This window comes from Diaphorobacter sp. C33 (genome assembly GCF_030503915.1).
GTDB lineage: Bacteria > Pseudomonadota > Gammaproteobacteria > Burkholderiales > Burkholderiaceae_C > Diaphorobacter > Diaphorobacter nitroreducens.
The window spans coordinates 1975703-1989060 of record NZ_CP129980.1 but is presented as its reverse complement, the minus strand read 5'-3'; the positions used below and the strand labels follow the sequence as shown (position 1 = coordinate 1989060).

13 protein-coding genes are annotated in these 13358 nt (G+C 64.5%); 2 read left to right on the top strand and 11 right to left on the bottom strand.

All coding sequences use genetic code 11. The features are described 5' to 3' along the window. Nucleotides 1–55: 55 nt before the first annotated feature. The 7 genes from QY917_RS09440 to QY917_RS09410 all read right to left on the bottom strand — a co-directional run bounded on the left by QY917_RS09440 (nucleotide 56) and on the right by QY917_RS09410 (nucleotide 8104). Nucleotides 56–1177, bottom strand: coding sequence for a branched-chain amino acid ABC transporter substrate-binding protein (locus QY917_RS09440; protein ID WP_011806374.1), 1122 nt, complete (start codon nucleotides 1175–1177; stop codon nucleotides 56–58). A gap of 362 nt (nucleotides 1178–1539) precedes the next feature. Continuing rightward, the gene (locus tag QY917_RS09435) at nucleotides 1540–2208 is read right to left on the bottom strand and encodes a mechanosensitive ion channel family protein (protein ID WP_047350766.1); all 669 of its coding nucleotides are present in this window, start codon (nucleotides 2206–2208) and stop codon (nucleotides 1540–1542) included. Nucleotides 2209–2247: 39 nt separating this feature from the next. Next, a complete protein-coding gene (locus QY917_RS09430; protein ID WP_088888475.1) occupies nucleotides 2248–3273 on the bottom strand; it encodes a diguanylate cyclase in 1026 nt (341 codons plus the stop codon). Nucleotides 3274–3346: 73 nt separating this feature from the next. After that, nucleotides 3347–4894, bottom strand: coding sequence for a lysine--tRNA ligase (gene lysS, locus QY917_RS09425; RefSeq protein ID WP_123675908.1), 1548 nt, complete (start codon nucleotides 4892–4894; stop codon nucleotides 3347–3349). Nucleotides 4895–4929: 35 nt separating this feature from the next. After that, nucleotides 4930–6081 (bottom strand): hypothetical protein, encoded by a 1152-nt coding sequence (locus tag QY917_RS09420; RefSeq protein ID WP_302076512.1) that lies wholly within the window; start codon nucleotides 6079–6081, stop codon nucleotides 4930–4932. Continuing rightward, entirely contained in the window at nucleotides 6078–6950 is an 873-nt protein-coding gene (locus tag QY917_RS09415; protein WP_011806369.1) for a glycosyltransferase, read from the bottom strand. The genes QY917_RS09420 and QY917_RS09415 overlap by 4 nt, the downstream gene beginning before the upstream one ends. Further along, nucleotides 6944–8104, bottom strand: coding sequence for a glycosyltransferase family 4 protein (locus tag QY917_RS09410; protein WP_302076510.1), 1161 nt, complete (start codon nucleotides 8102–8104; stop codon nucleotides 6944–6946). Before QY917_RS09410 ends, QY917_RS09415 begins: the two co-directional genes overlap by 7 nt. On the opposite strand from QY917_RS09410, the gene QY917_RS09405 reads away from it, so the two are divergent. Beyond that, complete coding sequence (locus QY917_RS09405) at nucleotides 8105–8674, top strand: bifunctional 2-polyprenyl-6-hydroxyphenol methylase/3-demethylubiquinol 3-O-methyltransferase UbiG (RefSeq protein WP_302076508.1); 570 nt, start codon at nucleotides 8105–8107, stop codon at nucleotides 8672–8674. A 3-nt stretch (nucleotides 8675–8677) separates the two neighbouring features. Here the strand turns inward: QY917_RS09405 and QY917_RS09400 are convergent, their stop codons facing one another. Genes QY917_RS09400 through QY917_RS09390 form a run of 3 tightly spaced genes read right to left on the bottom strand, consistent with a single transcriptional unit; the run spans nucleotide 8678 to nucleotide 11745 of the window. Beyond that, the gene (locus QY917_RS09400; RefSeq protein ID WP_123675910.1) at nucleotides 8678–9991 is read right to left on the bottom strand and encodes an exopolysaccharide biosynthesis polyprenyl glycosylphosphotransferase; all 1314 of its coding nucleotides are present in this window, start codon (nucleotides 9989–9991) and stop codon (nucleotides 8678–8680) included. Further along, nucleotides 9988–11091 (bottom strand): glycosyltransferase family 4 protein, encoded by a 1104-nt coding sequence (locus QY917_RS09395; RefSeq protein WP_123675911.1) that lies wholly within the window; start codon nucleotides 11089–11091, stop codon nucleotides 9988–9990. The genes QY917_RS09400 and QY917_RS09395 overlap by 4 nt, the downstream gene beginning before the upstream one ends. A 6-nt stretch (nucleotides 11092–11097) precedes the next feature. Then, nucleotides 11098–11745, bottom strand: coding sequence for an LON peptidase substrate-binding domain-containing protein (locus tag QY917_RS09390; RefSeq protein ID WP_123675912.1), 648 nt, complete (start codon nucleotides 11743–11745; stop codon nucleotides 11098–11100). A gap of 85 nt (nucleotides 11746–11830) precedes the next feature. Here QY917_RS09390 and QY917_RS09385 point away from each other — a divergent pair, with 85 nt between their 5' ends. Next, complete coding sequence (locus QY917_RS09385; protein ID WP_123675913.1) at nucleotides 11831–12379, top strand: YggT family protein; 549 nt, start codon at nucleotides 11831–11833, stop codon at nucleotides 12377–12379. A 78-nt stretch (nucleotides 12380–12457) separates the two neighbouring features. On the opposite strand, the gene accD is transcribed toward QY917_RS09385, so the two are convergent. Further along, a complete protein-coding gene (gene accD, locus QY917_RS09380; RefSeq protein WP_088886263.1) occupies nucleotides 12458–13330 on the bottom strand; it encodes an acetyl-CoA carboxylase, carboxyltransferase subunit beta in 873 nt (290 codons plus the stop codon). Nucleotides 13331–13358: the final 28 nt, after the last annotated feature.

Sequence of the window (13358 nt, the reverse complement as noted above, 5' to 3'; positions counted from 1 at the left end):
AATGGACCAAGGGTGCGTGGCTTGCGCAACGCACCCTTGGGACGGGGAGGTGGGTTTACTTGGCGGCCAGGCTCTTGCTGCCGTCCTTGTGCCACTGGAAGACCTGGAAGTCGAAGCTGTTCAGGTCGCCCTGCTTGTTCCAGGACACGGGGCCCAGCACCGTTTCGATGGTGCTCTTGTGCAGGTGGTCGGCCACCTTGGCAGGGTTGTCGCCCACGGCCTTGATGCTGTCCAGCAGTGCCTGGGTGGCGGCGAACGAGGTCAGTTGGAAGGCGCCGGACGCATTGCGCTTCTTGTCCTTGAAGGCGGCCACGACGGCAGCGTTCTTCGGGTTGGCAGCGAAGTCGGCCGGCAGCGTCACCAGCATACCTTCCACGGCGTTACCCGCAATGGCGTTCACCTCGGGGTTGCCCACGCCCTCGGGGCCCATCATGCGCACCTTCAGGCCTTGCTCGCCGGCCTGGCGCAGCAGCAGGCCCATCTCGGGGTGGTAGCCGCCGTAGTACACGAAGTCCACGCCAGCGCTCTTGAGCTTGGTGATGACGGCGGAGTAGTCGCTGTCGCCGGCGTTGATGCCTTCGAACAGCGCCACGGTGATGCCGGCCTTCTTCAGGTCGTCACGCACGGAGGAGGCGATGCCCTGGCCATAGGACTGCTTGTCGTGCAGCACGGCGACCTTCTTGGGCTTGGCCTTTTCAGCGATGAACTTGGCAGCGGCAGGGCCTTGTTGGTCGTCACGGCCGATGGTGCGGAAGATGAAGTGGTAGTTCTTGCCGTCGGTGAGCGCCGGGGAGGTGGCCGACGGGGTGATGACGACCACGCCCTCGTTGTTGTAGATGGGAGCGGCAGCGATGGAGGCACCCGAGCACACCGGGCCGATCACGTAGCCGATCTTGGCATTCACCACACGGTTGGCGGCCACGGGGCCTTGCTTGGGTTCGCAGGCATCGTCGATGGAGACCAGCTCGATCTTCTTGCCGCCCACGCCGCCAGCGGCGTTGGCCATCTCGACGGCCGTGGTCACGCCTTCCTTGACCATGTCACCGTACTGCGTCAGCGGGCCAGTGGTGGGCATCACCATGGCGATCTTGACTTGTGCATGCGCGGTGGAGAACAAAGCGGCACCGGCCAGACCCAGTGCGGCAACGACGGTGTGCATGCGGAACGGAATGCTCATAGGACTCTTTCAACTTTGGGTAAAGCGGTCTGAAAAATCAACAGGCCCCGGTGGGGGCCTGAGACGTAGGCCGCAAAGATTAACGGGATGTGTGGCGTTGGCAACAGGGTAACCGGGGGTGGCCCTGCCGGAAGGTTTTTGCTAGGGCTGTTGCCGAAAGACGGGCAGCGTTGTCCGCGGGGCTTACGGCGGACTGACATGCGCGGGGGCGATAGGGTTTTGCCCGTCACCCGGGGCGCAGTGACCGCGCTGTGCGGCCGTGGGGTGCCCGAATATATGTCAAAAAGGCCTGCAGCGTCCGCCCATCAAGCGCGGACAGCTATATTTTGATGAGCATCAACCCCGTCGAGGCACTTGGGCCATCAAGGAAAGCTCGCCGGCTTGGGCGCGGGCGTGCTGGCGGGTTCGCGAGCGGTGGCGGCGCAGGCAGCGGAATCCGGAGCAGGATGTAGCCGTGACTCCGGCACCGGCGTGCCGGCACGCCAGCGGCGCACCACGCGCTGGAAGATCAGTGTGTTGGGAATCTGCAGCAGCGTGCCAGGCTCGGGGGCGGTGGCGTCCTCCAGCGTGGTGTAAAGCAAGTTGATGTCCATCACGCGGCCCAGGGCGCCGGGCTTGTCGGCGGTGTCCAGCAGTTCGATGTGGTCTCCCACGCGGAACGGGCCGACGGTGAAGATCAGAAAGGCGCAAAACAGATTGGACAGCACGCTCCATGCCGCGAAGAACGCCACCGCGCCCACTGTGGCGAAGCCGGTGAAGGCCGTCCACAGCACGGCCGCTGACACCCCCAGGCGCTCCAGCACCAGCAGGCCGGCGCTGCCCAGGATGAGCCAGCGCACCACGGCGTTGATGGGTGTGAGCAGTTCGTGCGGGAACTGGTAGTGGTCGCTGGCCCGCATGATGATGCGCAGCAGCAGGCGCTGCAGCAGCAGCGCGGCCAGGACGATGAGCACAATCTGCACACCGGGCACGATGATGTCGAGCCAGTCGTGCATCCAGACGGGAAGGGCGGTTTTCAGTCGCGGCAGCATGTCATGGGCAATGAACGGGTGGGCAAGCGCTGGCGCGGCTCAAATCTGCCGCTGCTCGATGGTGTCCATCTGCATCTCGAAGCTGAAGAAGCGGTCCCGGCCCTGGGCCTTGGCGGCATACAGGGCCTCGTCGGCGCGCATGAGCATGGTCTCGGCGCTGGTACCGTCGTCGGGCACGCACGTGGTAATGCCACCCGACAGCGTGAGCGTTTCGCCGTTGGGCGAGCCCGGATGGGCGATGGCGCGGGACTTCAACAGCTTGCCCAGCGCGCGCGCGAACGTCATGGCACCCGAGCGCGGCGTGTTGGGCAGGATCAGTGCAAATTCTTCGCCGCCATAGCGCGAGGCCACGTCGCGCGGGCGCATGCAGACGTCGTGCAGCACGCGGCCGACCTCCTTCAGGCAGGCATCGCCCTGCACATGGCCCAGGGTGTCGTTGTATCTCTTGAAATGGTCCAGGTCGCACAGCATCAGCGTGAGCGGCACTCCGTCGCGCCGCGCGGCGAGGATCTCGCTGTGCAGGATGCGGTCGAAGCCGCGGCGGTTGACCAGCCCCGTGAGCGGGTCCATCTCCACCATCTCGTTGAGGTGCTGGTTGGCCACGTGCAGCTCTTCGGTCAGTTCCACGAGGCGCCTGCGCATGTCGCGCAGCCGGCGCATGGCGCGCAGCTTGGCGGCCAGAACGATCGGCTTGACGGGCTTGACGAGGTAGTCGTCTCCGCCGGCTTCGATGCCGCGCCACACATCCAGGTCGCCATCCAGCCCCGAGAGGAAGATGATGGGCGTCCAGCCGCCGGGTTCTGCCTCGCGCATGCGCTGAGCCACCCAGTAGCCGTCGTTGCCGCCAGGCAGGCGTATGTCCAGCAGCACCAGGTCGGGACGCCGCAGCTTGAACAGCTGTAGCGCCGCGTCGGCCGAGGCGGCCTCCAGTACCTCCGACACCCCCACATGGCGCAGCTCGCCTGCCAGTGTGGCGCGCACGGACGCCTGGTCCTCCACCAGCAGCACGCTGAAGGGCTCAAGCAGGAACTGCGGAAATGCGTTGGCGCTGGCAGGAGGGCTCATGAGGTGGCGCAGTGGAGGCCGCTGGTGCGGCGGGATGTCAGCGTGGCCACGTACGGCCACGCATGCCCACGGGTCAGTGCTCGCGCCGCAGGGCCGGGAACAGGATTACGTCACGGATGCTCGGGCTGTCGGTGAGCAGCATCATCAGCCGGTCGATGCCGATGCCGCAACCACCTGTGGGCGGCATGCCGTATTCCAGCGCACGTACGAAGTCGTGGTCGAAGAACATGGCCTCGTCATCGCCCGCGTCCTTGGCAGCGACCTGCGCATGAAAGCGGGCGGCCTGGTCTTCGGCGTCGTTCAGCTCCGAGAAGCCATTGCCGAACTCGCGGCCGGTGATGTAGAGCTCGAAGCGTTCCGTCACCTCGGGGCGCAGGTCGTTGGCGCGCGCCAGAGGGCTGATCTCGGTCGGGTGCTCCATGATGAAGGTCGGCTGCCAGAGCTTGTCCTCCACCTCTTCCTCGAAGTAGAGCACCTGCAGGCTGGCGAGGGTCCGGGTGGACAGGCGGTCCTTCTCCTCGGTCATGCCCAGTTTCTTGAGCGCGCTGATGAGCCAGGCGGCATCGTCCACATGTGCGCCGGCCTCGGTGTGCTGGTAGATGGCCTCGCGGATCGTGAGGCGCTGGAAGGGCTGGGCCAGATCCACCGCGCGGCCACCGTAGGTGAGCTGCAGCGTGCCCGTGGCCTTGAGTGCGGCATCGCGCACCAGCGCCTCGGTGAAATCCATCAGATCGCGGTAGTTCCAGTAGGCCGCATAAAACTCCATCATCGTGAACTCGGGGTTGTGGCGCACCGAGATGCCTTCGTTGCGGAAGTTGCGGTTGATCTCGAACACGCGCTCGAAGCCGCCGACGATCAGGCGCTTGAGGTACAGCTCGGGCGCGATGCGCAGGAACATCTCCTGCTCCAGCGCATTGTGGTGGGTGACGAAGGGCTTGGCGTTGGCGCCGCCGGGAATGGGGTGCAGCATGGGCGTTTCCACCTCCAGGAAGCCGTGCTCCACCATGAAAGAGCGGATGCTGCCCACAGCCTTGCTGCGCGCGACGAAGCGGCGGCGCGCGGCCTCGTCGGTCATCAGGTCCACGTAGCGCTGGCGGTACTTGACCTCTTGGTCGGCCACACCGTGGAACTTGTCGGGCATGGGGCGCAGGCTCTTGGTGAGCAGGCGCAGGCGCGACACCTTGACCGATAGCTCGCCGGTCTTGGTCTTCATCAGTGTGCCTTCGGCACCCAGGATGTCGCCGAGGTCCCAGCGCTTGAAGTCGGAATAGGCTTCTTCGCCAATGGCATCGCGTGTCACGTAGAGCTGGATGCGCCCGCCGGTGTCACCCAGCGATCCATCCTGCAGGGTCGCGAAGCTGGCCTTGCCCATGACGCGCTTGAGCATCATGCGGCCGGCCACGCTCACTGTGATCGTCTGGGCTTCGAGCGCTTCTCCATCCAATGTGCCGTACTGCTGCTGCAGCACTGCGGCATGGTGCTGGGGCTTGTAGTCATTGGGAAATGCCACGCCTTGGCCCTGGGCCTGGTTCTCGCGCAGAGCCTTGAGCTTTTCACGGCGTTCGGCGATGAGTTGGTTTTCGTCCTGGGGGGCTGGTGCAGGAGTGGCTTCAGTGGACATGGCGGAGTGCTGGCTGGAACTTGGGCAGAAACCCTCTATTTTGCCATCCAGGCCGACAGCATCAGCAGCCCAGTGGTGCAAAGGCCGGCGAGCCACCACAGGTGCACCTGCGGCGTCCAACCCAGGGGGGCGAGCAGCACCATTATCTGCATGATATTGAAACCTATGGTCAGCAATGAGTAGCGGCGCGCCAGTCCCTGCTGGAAGGGCCGATGGCTCAGTGCCGCGAAGATGCATGCGCTACCCTGCCACAGCATGATGGGCAGGATATAGGGCAGCAGGCCCTGCCATGTAGGCGCCAGCAGTGTGGTCTGCAGTACGGCGGCGCTCCCCAGACCGATCAGCCCTGTGACCAGGGCAGCTCCCATCCCTACGCCCAGCGACTTCAAGCGTGAGGGCCGCGCTTGTGCCAGCAGCACTTGTGACCAAGCCGCGTGCACGATGGCGGGCATTAAGCCGAACAGCCGTAGCAGCACTGCCAGATAGCTGGCGTCCGCCGTGCCATGCTGCCGCTGCCAGGCCAACACCAGAGCTACGCCGGCCACGGCATCCATTACCGCGTGCGCCATGCGCAAGAGAGCGCTGCGGCCGTCGGATTGCCTTGCTGCGGATTGAGGTGGATGGTCGGTGCGGCTACCGTGAAGCAACCAGAGCGCCCCCACTGCATAGCCGCACGCCGCCGCGGCCAGTAGGCCGGTGGCGTTGTCAGCGTTTCCACGCATACCCAGCCCGGCGGCCAGCGCCAGCGCCAGCAAGGGGGGGGCTGTGCGTACGCAGGCGGCGGACATCGGTGATGCCGTGCGCAATACCCAGGGCTGGGCCAGGTACCAGCCCATTTGCAACAGCGCTAGCAGCCCGGCCCAGGCCACCACGGTGGTCAAAGGGAGGACGGGACTCGACCACCATAGGGCTGCGGCCACCAGGGGCAGCAGCAGTATCCAGCGCAACAGGCTGGCGCGCAGAGCAGCACGAAGCGCCCGCTGTGGGGGCAGGTGTGCGTCGGCAAGGAACTGAAGTGGGCTTTGTGCCAGTGCCAGCGTGACCCAGAAAAACGCCACTTGTGCTACGACGGCGAAGTGGCCTGCCGCCGTGGGCGTGAAGAAGTGGAGCATGGCCGCACCCATGAGCGCTTGTGCGATCAGCGCGATCAGGCTGGCTCCGGCCATCAGCAGCGAGGTGCGGTTCACGGGCACAGCCCCAGGCGGCGCCAGAGTGCCAGTCGTTCAAGTACGCGCGGCCATGCCAGTGTGGATACATCAGGCACCACGCAGCCAGCCATGTCTGGTATGGGCAGGTAGGCAAAGCGCGCTCCGTGCCGCGCTTCGAAGGCCCGCACCCAGTCGTAGTCGGTGCTGACCACTGGCAAACCTGCCGCGCAGTATTCGATGAGTTTGGTGGACGTCTGTTGGCTGTACGGCAATTGGTCAGGAACCAGGTTCAGTCCGTAGCGCGCGCGGCGCAGCAGGGTGGGTACCTGACCGTGCGGAACGCGACCCGTGACGTGCCCCAAGGTGTGCAGTGTTTTACGCAGATCGACAGGCGGCTCGCCAATCAGCAGAGTGCGCTGGCCTGCCTGTTGTAGTGCGGTCAAGAGTGGCACAAACTGCCGCAGGCGTTGCATGTCCCCCAGATAGACTCCGTCGAACTCGGGCGCAGCCCGTCTCGCACACGTGGCAAGAAAGGATGGCTCCACGCCCATGTCACGGAACTCGTACGGCACGCCGTCGGAAAATCCCAGCCGATCGCGCACCCAGGTATTCTGGAAAAGGCGGTACTGCGGCACGGGCTGCAGGGCGCGCTTGGCCCGGTCCTTGACCTTGGGCCAGGGCGGCACTGAAGCCGATGCGTATTCATGGATGTGAAAGGCATGGCTGAGCCGCCGCGCCGCGTCGTGCGGCACGCGGCCGCACATCCACCAGCAGATGACCGCATCTGCAGGCACGCTCGCAGGGCGGGAATGCACCTGCGCGCTGTGCCCCAGCGCCGCAAGGAAGTCGCCATATGCCGCCAGTTCGGGCAGGTAAGCGCTGCCGGGGTGAATGAAGTGGATCAGCACGCCGCCTCCTGCAGCACGCGTTGCCAGTTATGCGAAAAGCGCTCAGGACTGTAGCGGCGCAGCACCTGGGCCATGTCGTGCGCCAGTTGTTCGGGTGGCATGGCGCACACGGTTTGCACGGCGCGAGCGAGCGCAGCCGCGCTGCAGTCGTGGGCCAGCGCATAGGGCATGTCTGGCCCCAACATTTCGCGCAGCGCGGGGATAGGCAGGCCTACGCAGGGCCTGCCAGCGGCCAGCGATTCCAGCGCTGCCATGGGGCAGCCTTCGTAGAGCGATGCGAGCACGGTAACTTGCCATGGGGCGTACACCGTGGCCTGTACGAGGTGAAAAGGGCGCAACTCCAGCCGACCGACTTGCTGCAGGTCAGCACCGGCTGCACACAGCGCCGGTTGTGAAGGGCCATCGCCTACCATGCAAAGCCGATAAGTAGTCGGCAGCAAGCGCAGCATCTGCACCAGCAATTCGGGCTGCTTCTCCGGCGCAAGCCTACCCACGAAACCCAGGTATTGCGGTGACGCGCCCATTGGCGCGGGCTGCCAATCAGGATGGGCGTTAGGAATCACCTCCAGGCGTTGCCCTGCCGCTGCACCGCCCGTGAATTCAAGGAACGAGTCGCGTGTGTGGGCTGAGACGAACACCACCCAGCGTAGTCGGCGATACAGCCAGCGCAGCCAGGCGCGTTTGGCAGCACTGGCATGGGCGTGCTCCAGCACCTCCTGCGTGGGGCCGTGAAGCCATGCCACCACGGGCCGGCGCAGCAGCATGCCCAGCAGCCAGGCTGCATAGGACGGTAGAAAGCCGTTCGTGGCTACGATGATGTCGGCCCGCCAAACGGCACGCAGAAGCGCTCCGATGCGCGTATTGCGCAGAGCCAAGGCGACCGGTATCTGGCCTGCGCACCGCAGTGCATTCGCCAGCGCCTGTGTGGCGGTGTGAATACCGCCAACGGCCATGTCTTCTTGCAACAGCAGGATGTAGCGCGTGTGCATTCTGGTGGAGGGCGCGCCAATAATCGCACGATGCCACACATTGAAACCTATTTGCTGGGCGAGGCTTTCAGCGACGATTTGCCTTTCAGGCCGGGGATTATCGGACATGCCCAGCCACGCGGTGATTTGCTGGCCGGCTGGGTCGCGCAGCAGTGCGTGCTGCATGTGGGCTTTGCCGACCATGCACCGCTGATTGCACGTCGCGCCTCCGACGGCAGTTGGTTGCACGCGCTTCTCAGCCGCAGCGCACGGATCTGCCATGGTATCGACATCAACGCCACCGCTGTGGACACGGCGCGCAGCCTGGGTTTTGACCACGTGCAGCAGCTCGACGTGTTCGCTCCCGAGGCCCCGCAGGTGCTGGCCCGGTGTGCGCCCGACATGGTGCTGGTGCCTGATGTAATTGAACACCTGCCTGACCCCGCCGCGTTCCTGCGGCGGCTGGCGCAGTGCCTGCCACAGGCGGAGTTCGTCGTCAGTGTGCCCAATGCGTTGTCCCTGCGCAATGCGCTTCACGGCGTGTGCGGGGTGGAGCATGTCAACACCGACCATCGGGCGTGGTTTTCACCCTTCACACTACTGAAGGTGCTGGCGGATGCAGGGCTAGTGGGCGCCGAACTGCACAGCTGCCAGGTGGCGGCACCGGGGACGATGAAGGGATGCCTGTTGCATCGGCTGGCAGTGCGCAGGCCGTTGTGGGCGGATGTGCTGGTTGCGCGAGTGAAGGCACGTTGACAACTAGCGCGCTCCGAAACCTGTGAGCACCGTGCGCACCGTCTTGTAGGCAATGAGCAGATCCAGAGCCATGGAGCAGTGCGTCACGTAATACAGGTCATAGCTCAGCTTGATAGCGGTCTGCTCGGCGCTATCGGTATAGCCATGCTGCACCTGCGCCCAGCCCGTGAGACCGGGGCGCACCAAGTGGCGGTAGGGGTAGGCGGGCATGGCTGCGGCAAAGTGGTGCGCGAACTCTGCCTGCTCGGGACGCGGGCCGATGAGGCTCATTTCTCCGCGCAGTACGTTCCAGAGCTGGGGTAGTTCATCGAGCCGCGTGCGGCGGATGAAGCGGCCAACTGACGTGATACGGTCGTCCTGCTGTTTGGCGAACTGAACGATGTGGCTGGCAGGCTCGTGACGCATGCTGCGCAGCTTCCATATGCGGAAGCTGCGTCCGTGGCGACCCATGCGCTGCTGCGAGTACAACATGGGGCCGGGTGAATCGAACTTCACTGCCAGCCCCGCGGCCATACACAGCGGAACCCATAGCGGCACCGTGATGAGGGTCAGGCCCAAGTCCAGCATGCGCTTGGCGATGTCGTAAGCAGGGTAATTGGTCAGTTGCCATAGATCTTGCTCGCCCAGCGTCCCGGTGATTTTGCGGCCCGACAGCATTTCCGCTGCCGCTTCTGCGCTGTAGAGAGGGATGCGCTGGAGTTTGAGCTCGCTGATCCATTGTTGGCGTTGCGGGTCGGGATCAGCCAGCCGGTCTAGCACCACACCGTCCACGGCTACGCGCTGTTTTCGCGCTGGTAGTCCGGCCACCCAGCTGGTCAGGCGCAGTCGGTCATCGCCTTGCTCCTGCGGGCGCAGCATTTGGCGCAGGACGTAGGGTAAGTCGGCATCCACGTAGGCCAGGTGCAGCGTACGACGGGTCCCCCACAGCGCATGCCCGCACAGCAGCCAAGCCAAGGCCAGCATGTAGGCCATCAATACGGCGCCGCGCGAATAGGGCGCTTGCAGCAGTGCAAAGCCCAACGGGGTGAGCAGAAAGGCCACCGTGATCACCACCAGCAAAAAGCCACCCTGCTCCCGCGGCGGTAGATGGGCGCCCTGGTGCAGCCAGCGTGTTGCCAACAGGTAGGACACCGCACACCACAGCACGGTGGCGGGGAACAGCGGTGTGACCCAGCCTGCGTGTTGCATCTTGTGCGCTATGGCGTAACCCAGCGCTTGAGGCAACAGGCCGAGCAGGCTCCACCACAACAGCGCGCCATCACGCCGTGCCGGGTCGGGTTCGGCGCAGGGTCGGGAGGTGACAACAGGCTGGGTCATGCACGGACCTGGGTGTAGATGGCGAGTATGGCCGACGCCATGCGTTCCGGGGCATGATGTTCTTCGTAATGGCGGCGGGCCATTCGGCCCATTTGCTCGCGCAGCGCGGGGCTGCGGATTAGGCGCTCCATGGCTTGAGCGATGGCCTCCACGTTATTGGACACCAGGAATCCGTATTGTTCGGAGGGGAGCAATTCCGCCATCCCAGGCAGTCGACTGACCACGACGGGCAGCCCCGCCCGCATGGCTTCGATCACGGAGATGGGAAGCCCTTCGTGGTCAGACAGCAACACGAAAAGGTGGTGATGCGCGAGGCGCTGGGGCACATCATCCACGTCGCCCACGAAACTCACTTGAAATAAGCCCAACCCGGATGCCAGCGCCTGCAAGGCCGTGCGATCCGGGCCATCGCCAATGATGCTAGCCGCTACCTCATGCCCCAGGCCATCGCGCAGCCGGACCAGGGCATGCAGGAGCAGGTCGGGGCGCTTGGGTGCGGCCAGCCGGGCTACCATGGCGACGCGCACGGGTTCCAGCCCAGGCTGAGCGCGTTGGCTATTGTTTTCTATGGCATTGGGTACGACGGTCAGCCGGTCAGCGCGAATCGGCAAACCTCGGGCAAGTTGTCGCTCGTGCTGCGATACACACACCATGTGCTCCGTCCAACGCGCCAGCAACCATTCACAGCACCACGCCACTGTGCGGCGTACCCGGGGTACTTCGGGTTTGAAAGCGAAGCCATGCACTGTGTAGATCACGGGCTTGCGGCACAGTCTGCCCGCCAGGCGTGCGACTACGCCCGATACGGCGCTGTGCGCGTGCAACATGTCGGGTTCGTGCTCGCGGATAAGGGCGCGCAGTTGCAGTACCGAACGGAACAGATGCCAGGGCGCCAGCGAATTGCGCAGGCTTGGCAGGCGGTAAATCGGCAGTCCCAGCGTGTGTAGGTCGCTTTCGAGCGGCGTGGGACCCGTGCCGCCAATGACAGCGCTGAAATGGATGCGGGAGGCCAGAGCCTGGCACAAGGTGCGCACATGGGTCTGGGCACCTCCTCGTTCGCCCTTGGTGATCACTTGCATCACCTTCAGTTTGGCCTGCATGCAACGCTAGCCAGAAATGCCGGTACGTTCCAGGATGTCACTCACCAGCTCCAGCCGCACCAGCGGGTTGTCCAGTTGCATGAGCTGCTGCTTGAGTTCCAACGGAATGGGCAATAACTCGCACCAGCGATTGGCAAGCCAACCGCAGTCTTGGAGATCTGTGCGTGAGGGCTGTGCGTGTGCGGTTGGTCCCCCGGCTGCTCCTGCCGCCTGCTCGCGCAATGACGACAACACCTGCGTCAGTGTGCTAGCTGCACGCTGCAAGTCTGGGGGAACTTGGACCGGCGTGTCGCAAGGGATCTGTTCCACATTGGCGGTCCACAGCCCGTGGGGCAGCAGTTGTTGGCGCAGGACACGAAAGCGGGCGATCCCCCGGCAACGTACGTGCATCAGCCCCGCTTGCAGTTCTTCTAAATGCTCGATCATGGCCAATGTGCCGACGCTGTACAGGCTTTCCGGCAGGGCTCCCGCCTGGCGCACCTCATGGCCGCGGGCCAGGGCCACGACGCCGAAGGGGGCACCCGTGCGGTGGCATTTGCGCACTATGTCCAGGTAACGCACCTCGAACACACGCAGCGGTAGAACACCACCGGGAAACAGCACGGTGTTGAGCGGAAACAGGGGCAGGGAGGTCAGCGTGAGGGGATCGGACATGGCGGCATGCGTAGCGTCGCTATCATCCCACGTTGAACCCGTGTGCGGCGCACTGCAACGGGGTCGACCTATTTGCTAATCGGCCATGCTGTTTCAAATTCTGTCTTTTCTCCTCGACGTTGCCAGCGGCCTGCTTACCGGGGCTTGCCTGTTGCGGCTGTACATGCAGCTGCAGCGGGTGTCGTTTGCCAATCCCGTGGGCCGTCTCGTGTTTGCCCTGAGCGACTGGCTTGTGCTGCCACTGCGCAAGCTCGTTCCGTCGGTGGGGCGGTGGGATCTGTCCTGCCTTGCGGCGGCGCTGCTGCTGCAACTGGTCCAGTATCTGCTGCTGTGGCTTCTGGTGGGCGGGGGGATGGGACTGGCCTGGCTGCCGTGGATGGCGCTTTTTGGCCTGGCGCGCGTGGCCGTGTCGGGACTGATGGGCTTGCTGATCGTTTATGCCGTGCTCTCGTGGGTGCAGACGCGATCGCCCATCAGCGATGTGATCACCCGCCTGTGCGAGCCGTTGTTGCGCCCCGTGCGCCGTGTTCTGCCGCTACTGGGGGGGGTGGATCTGTCGCCGTTGGTGGTGCTGGTGCTGCTGCAGGTCATGATGATCGTGCTGGGGCATCTGCAGGCCAGCGTCATGATGTAGCGACATTGTTCTCAATAAAAATAGCTGCTAGCGCCCGTCCAGCAAGCGCTAGCAGCTATTGTTTTTGATGTCCGTGGTTCAGGCTACCGCGTCGGCCGGCAGGCGCTGCAGCATGGACAGGCATTGCGCCACGGTCTGGCGCAGTTCGCGGCGGTCGCAGATGAAGTCCACAGCGCCCTTGGTCTGCAGGAACTCCGCGCGCTGGAAACCCTCGGGCAACGTGACGCGCACGGTGGATTCGATCACGCGCGGGCCGGCAAAGCCGATCAGGGCCTTGGGCTCGGCGATCACGATATCCCCCACGAAGGCGAAGCCGGCCGACACGCCACCCATGGTAGGGTCGGTCAGCACGCTGATGTAGGGCAGGCCTTTCTTGGCCAAACGGGTGAGGGCCGCATTGGTCTTGGCCATCTGCATCAGGCTGAGCAGGCCTTCCTGCATGCGTGCGCCGCCCGTGGCGGTGAAGCAGATGAAGGGCACCTTCTGCTCGATGGCGGTTTCCACGCCGCGGACGAAGCGCTCGCCCACCACGGAACCCATGGAGCCGCCCATGAAATCGAATTCGAAGCAGGCCACCACGACGTTGATGCTCTTGACCGCGCCGCCCATCACGATGAGCGCGTCGGTTTCGCCGGTGTTCTCCAGGGCTTCTTTCAGGCGTTCGGGATACTTGCGGCTGTCCTTGAACTTGAGAGCGTCGACCGGCAGCACTTCCTGGCCGATCTCATAGCGTCCCTCGCCGTCCAGAAAGGCGTTGAGCCGCGCACGGGCACCGATGCGGTGGTGGTGGCCGCACTGGGGACAGACGTTTTCGTTGTGCTCCAGATCGGTCTTATAGAGCACGTTCTCGCAGCTCGGGCACTTGATCCACAGGCCCTCGGGCATCTGGCGACGCTCGGTAGGGTCGGTCTGCTGGATTTTGGAAGGCAGGAGTTTTTCGAGCCAGGACATAGGTTTCCTCTGTTCAGATCGCGGCTGC

Excerpts from the sequence above, each read along its gene's own strand:
- QY917_RS09440 (WP_011806374.1), bottom strand. The coding sequence starts at position 1,177 with ATGAGCATTCCGTTCCGCATGCACACCGTCGTTGCCGCACTGGGTCTG.
- QY917_RS09435 (WP_047350766.1), bottom strand. The coding sequence starts at position 2,208 with ATGCTGCCGCGACTGAAAACCGCCCTTCCCGTCTGGATGCACGACTGG.
- QY917_RS09430 (WP_088888475.1), bottom strand. The coding sequence starts at position 3,273 with ATGAGCCCTCCTGCCAGCGCCAACGCATTTCCGCAGTTCCTGCTTGAG.
- lysS (WP_123675908.1), bottom strand. The coding sequence starts at position 4,894 with ATGTCCACTGAAGCCACTCCTGCACCAGCCCCCCAGGACGAAAACCAA.
- QY917_RS09410 (WP_302076510.1), bottom strand. The coding sequence starts at position 8,104 with ATGCAGCACGCACTGCTGCGCGACCCAGCCGGCCAGCAAATCACCGCG.
- QY917_RS09400 (WP_123675910.1), bottom strand. The coding sequence starts at position 9,991 with ATGACCCAGCCTGTTGTCACCTCCCGACCCTGCGCCGAACCCGACCCG.
- QY917_RS09395 (WP_123675911.1), bottom strand. The coding sequence starts at position 11,091 with ATGCAGGCCAAACTGAAGGTGATGCAAGTGATCACCAAGGGCGAACGA.
- QY917_RS09390 (WP_123675912.1), bottom strand. The coding sequence starts at position 11,745 with ATGTCCGATCCCCTCACGCTGACCTCCCTGCCCCTGTTTCCGCTCAAC.
- QY917_RS09385 (WP_123675913.1), top strand. The coding sequence starts at position 11,831 with ATGCTGTTTCAAATTCTGTCTTTTCTCCTCGACGTTGCCAGCGGCCTG.
- accD (WP_088886263.1), bottom strand. The coding sequence starts at position 13,330 with ATGTCCTGGCTCGAAAAACTCCTGCCTTCCAAAATCCAGCAGACCGAC.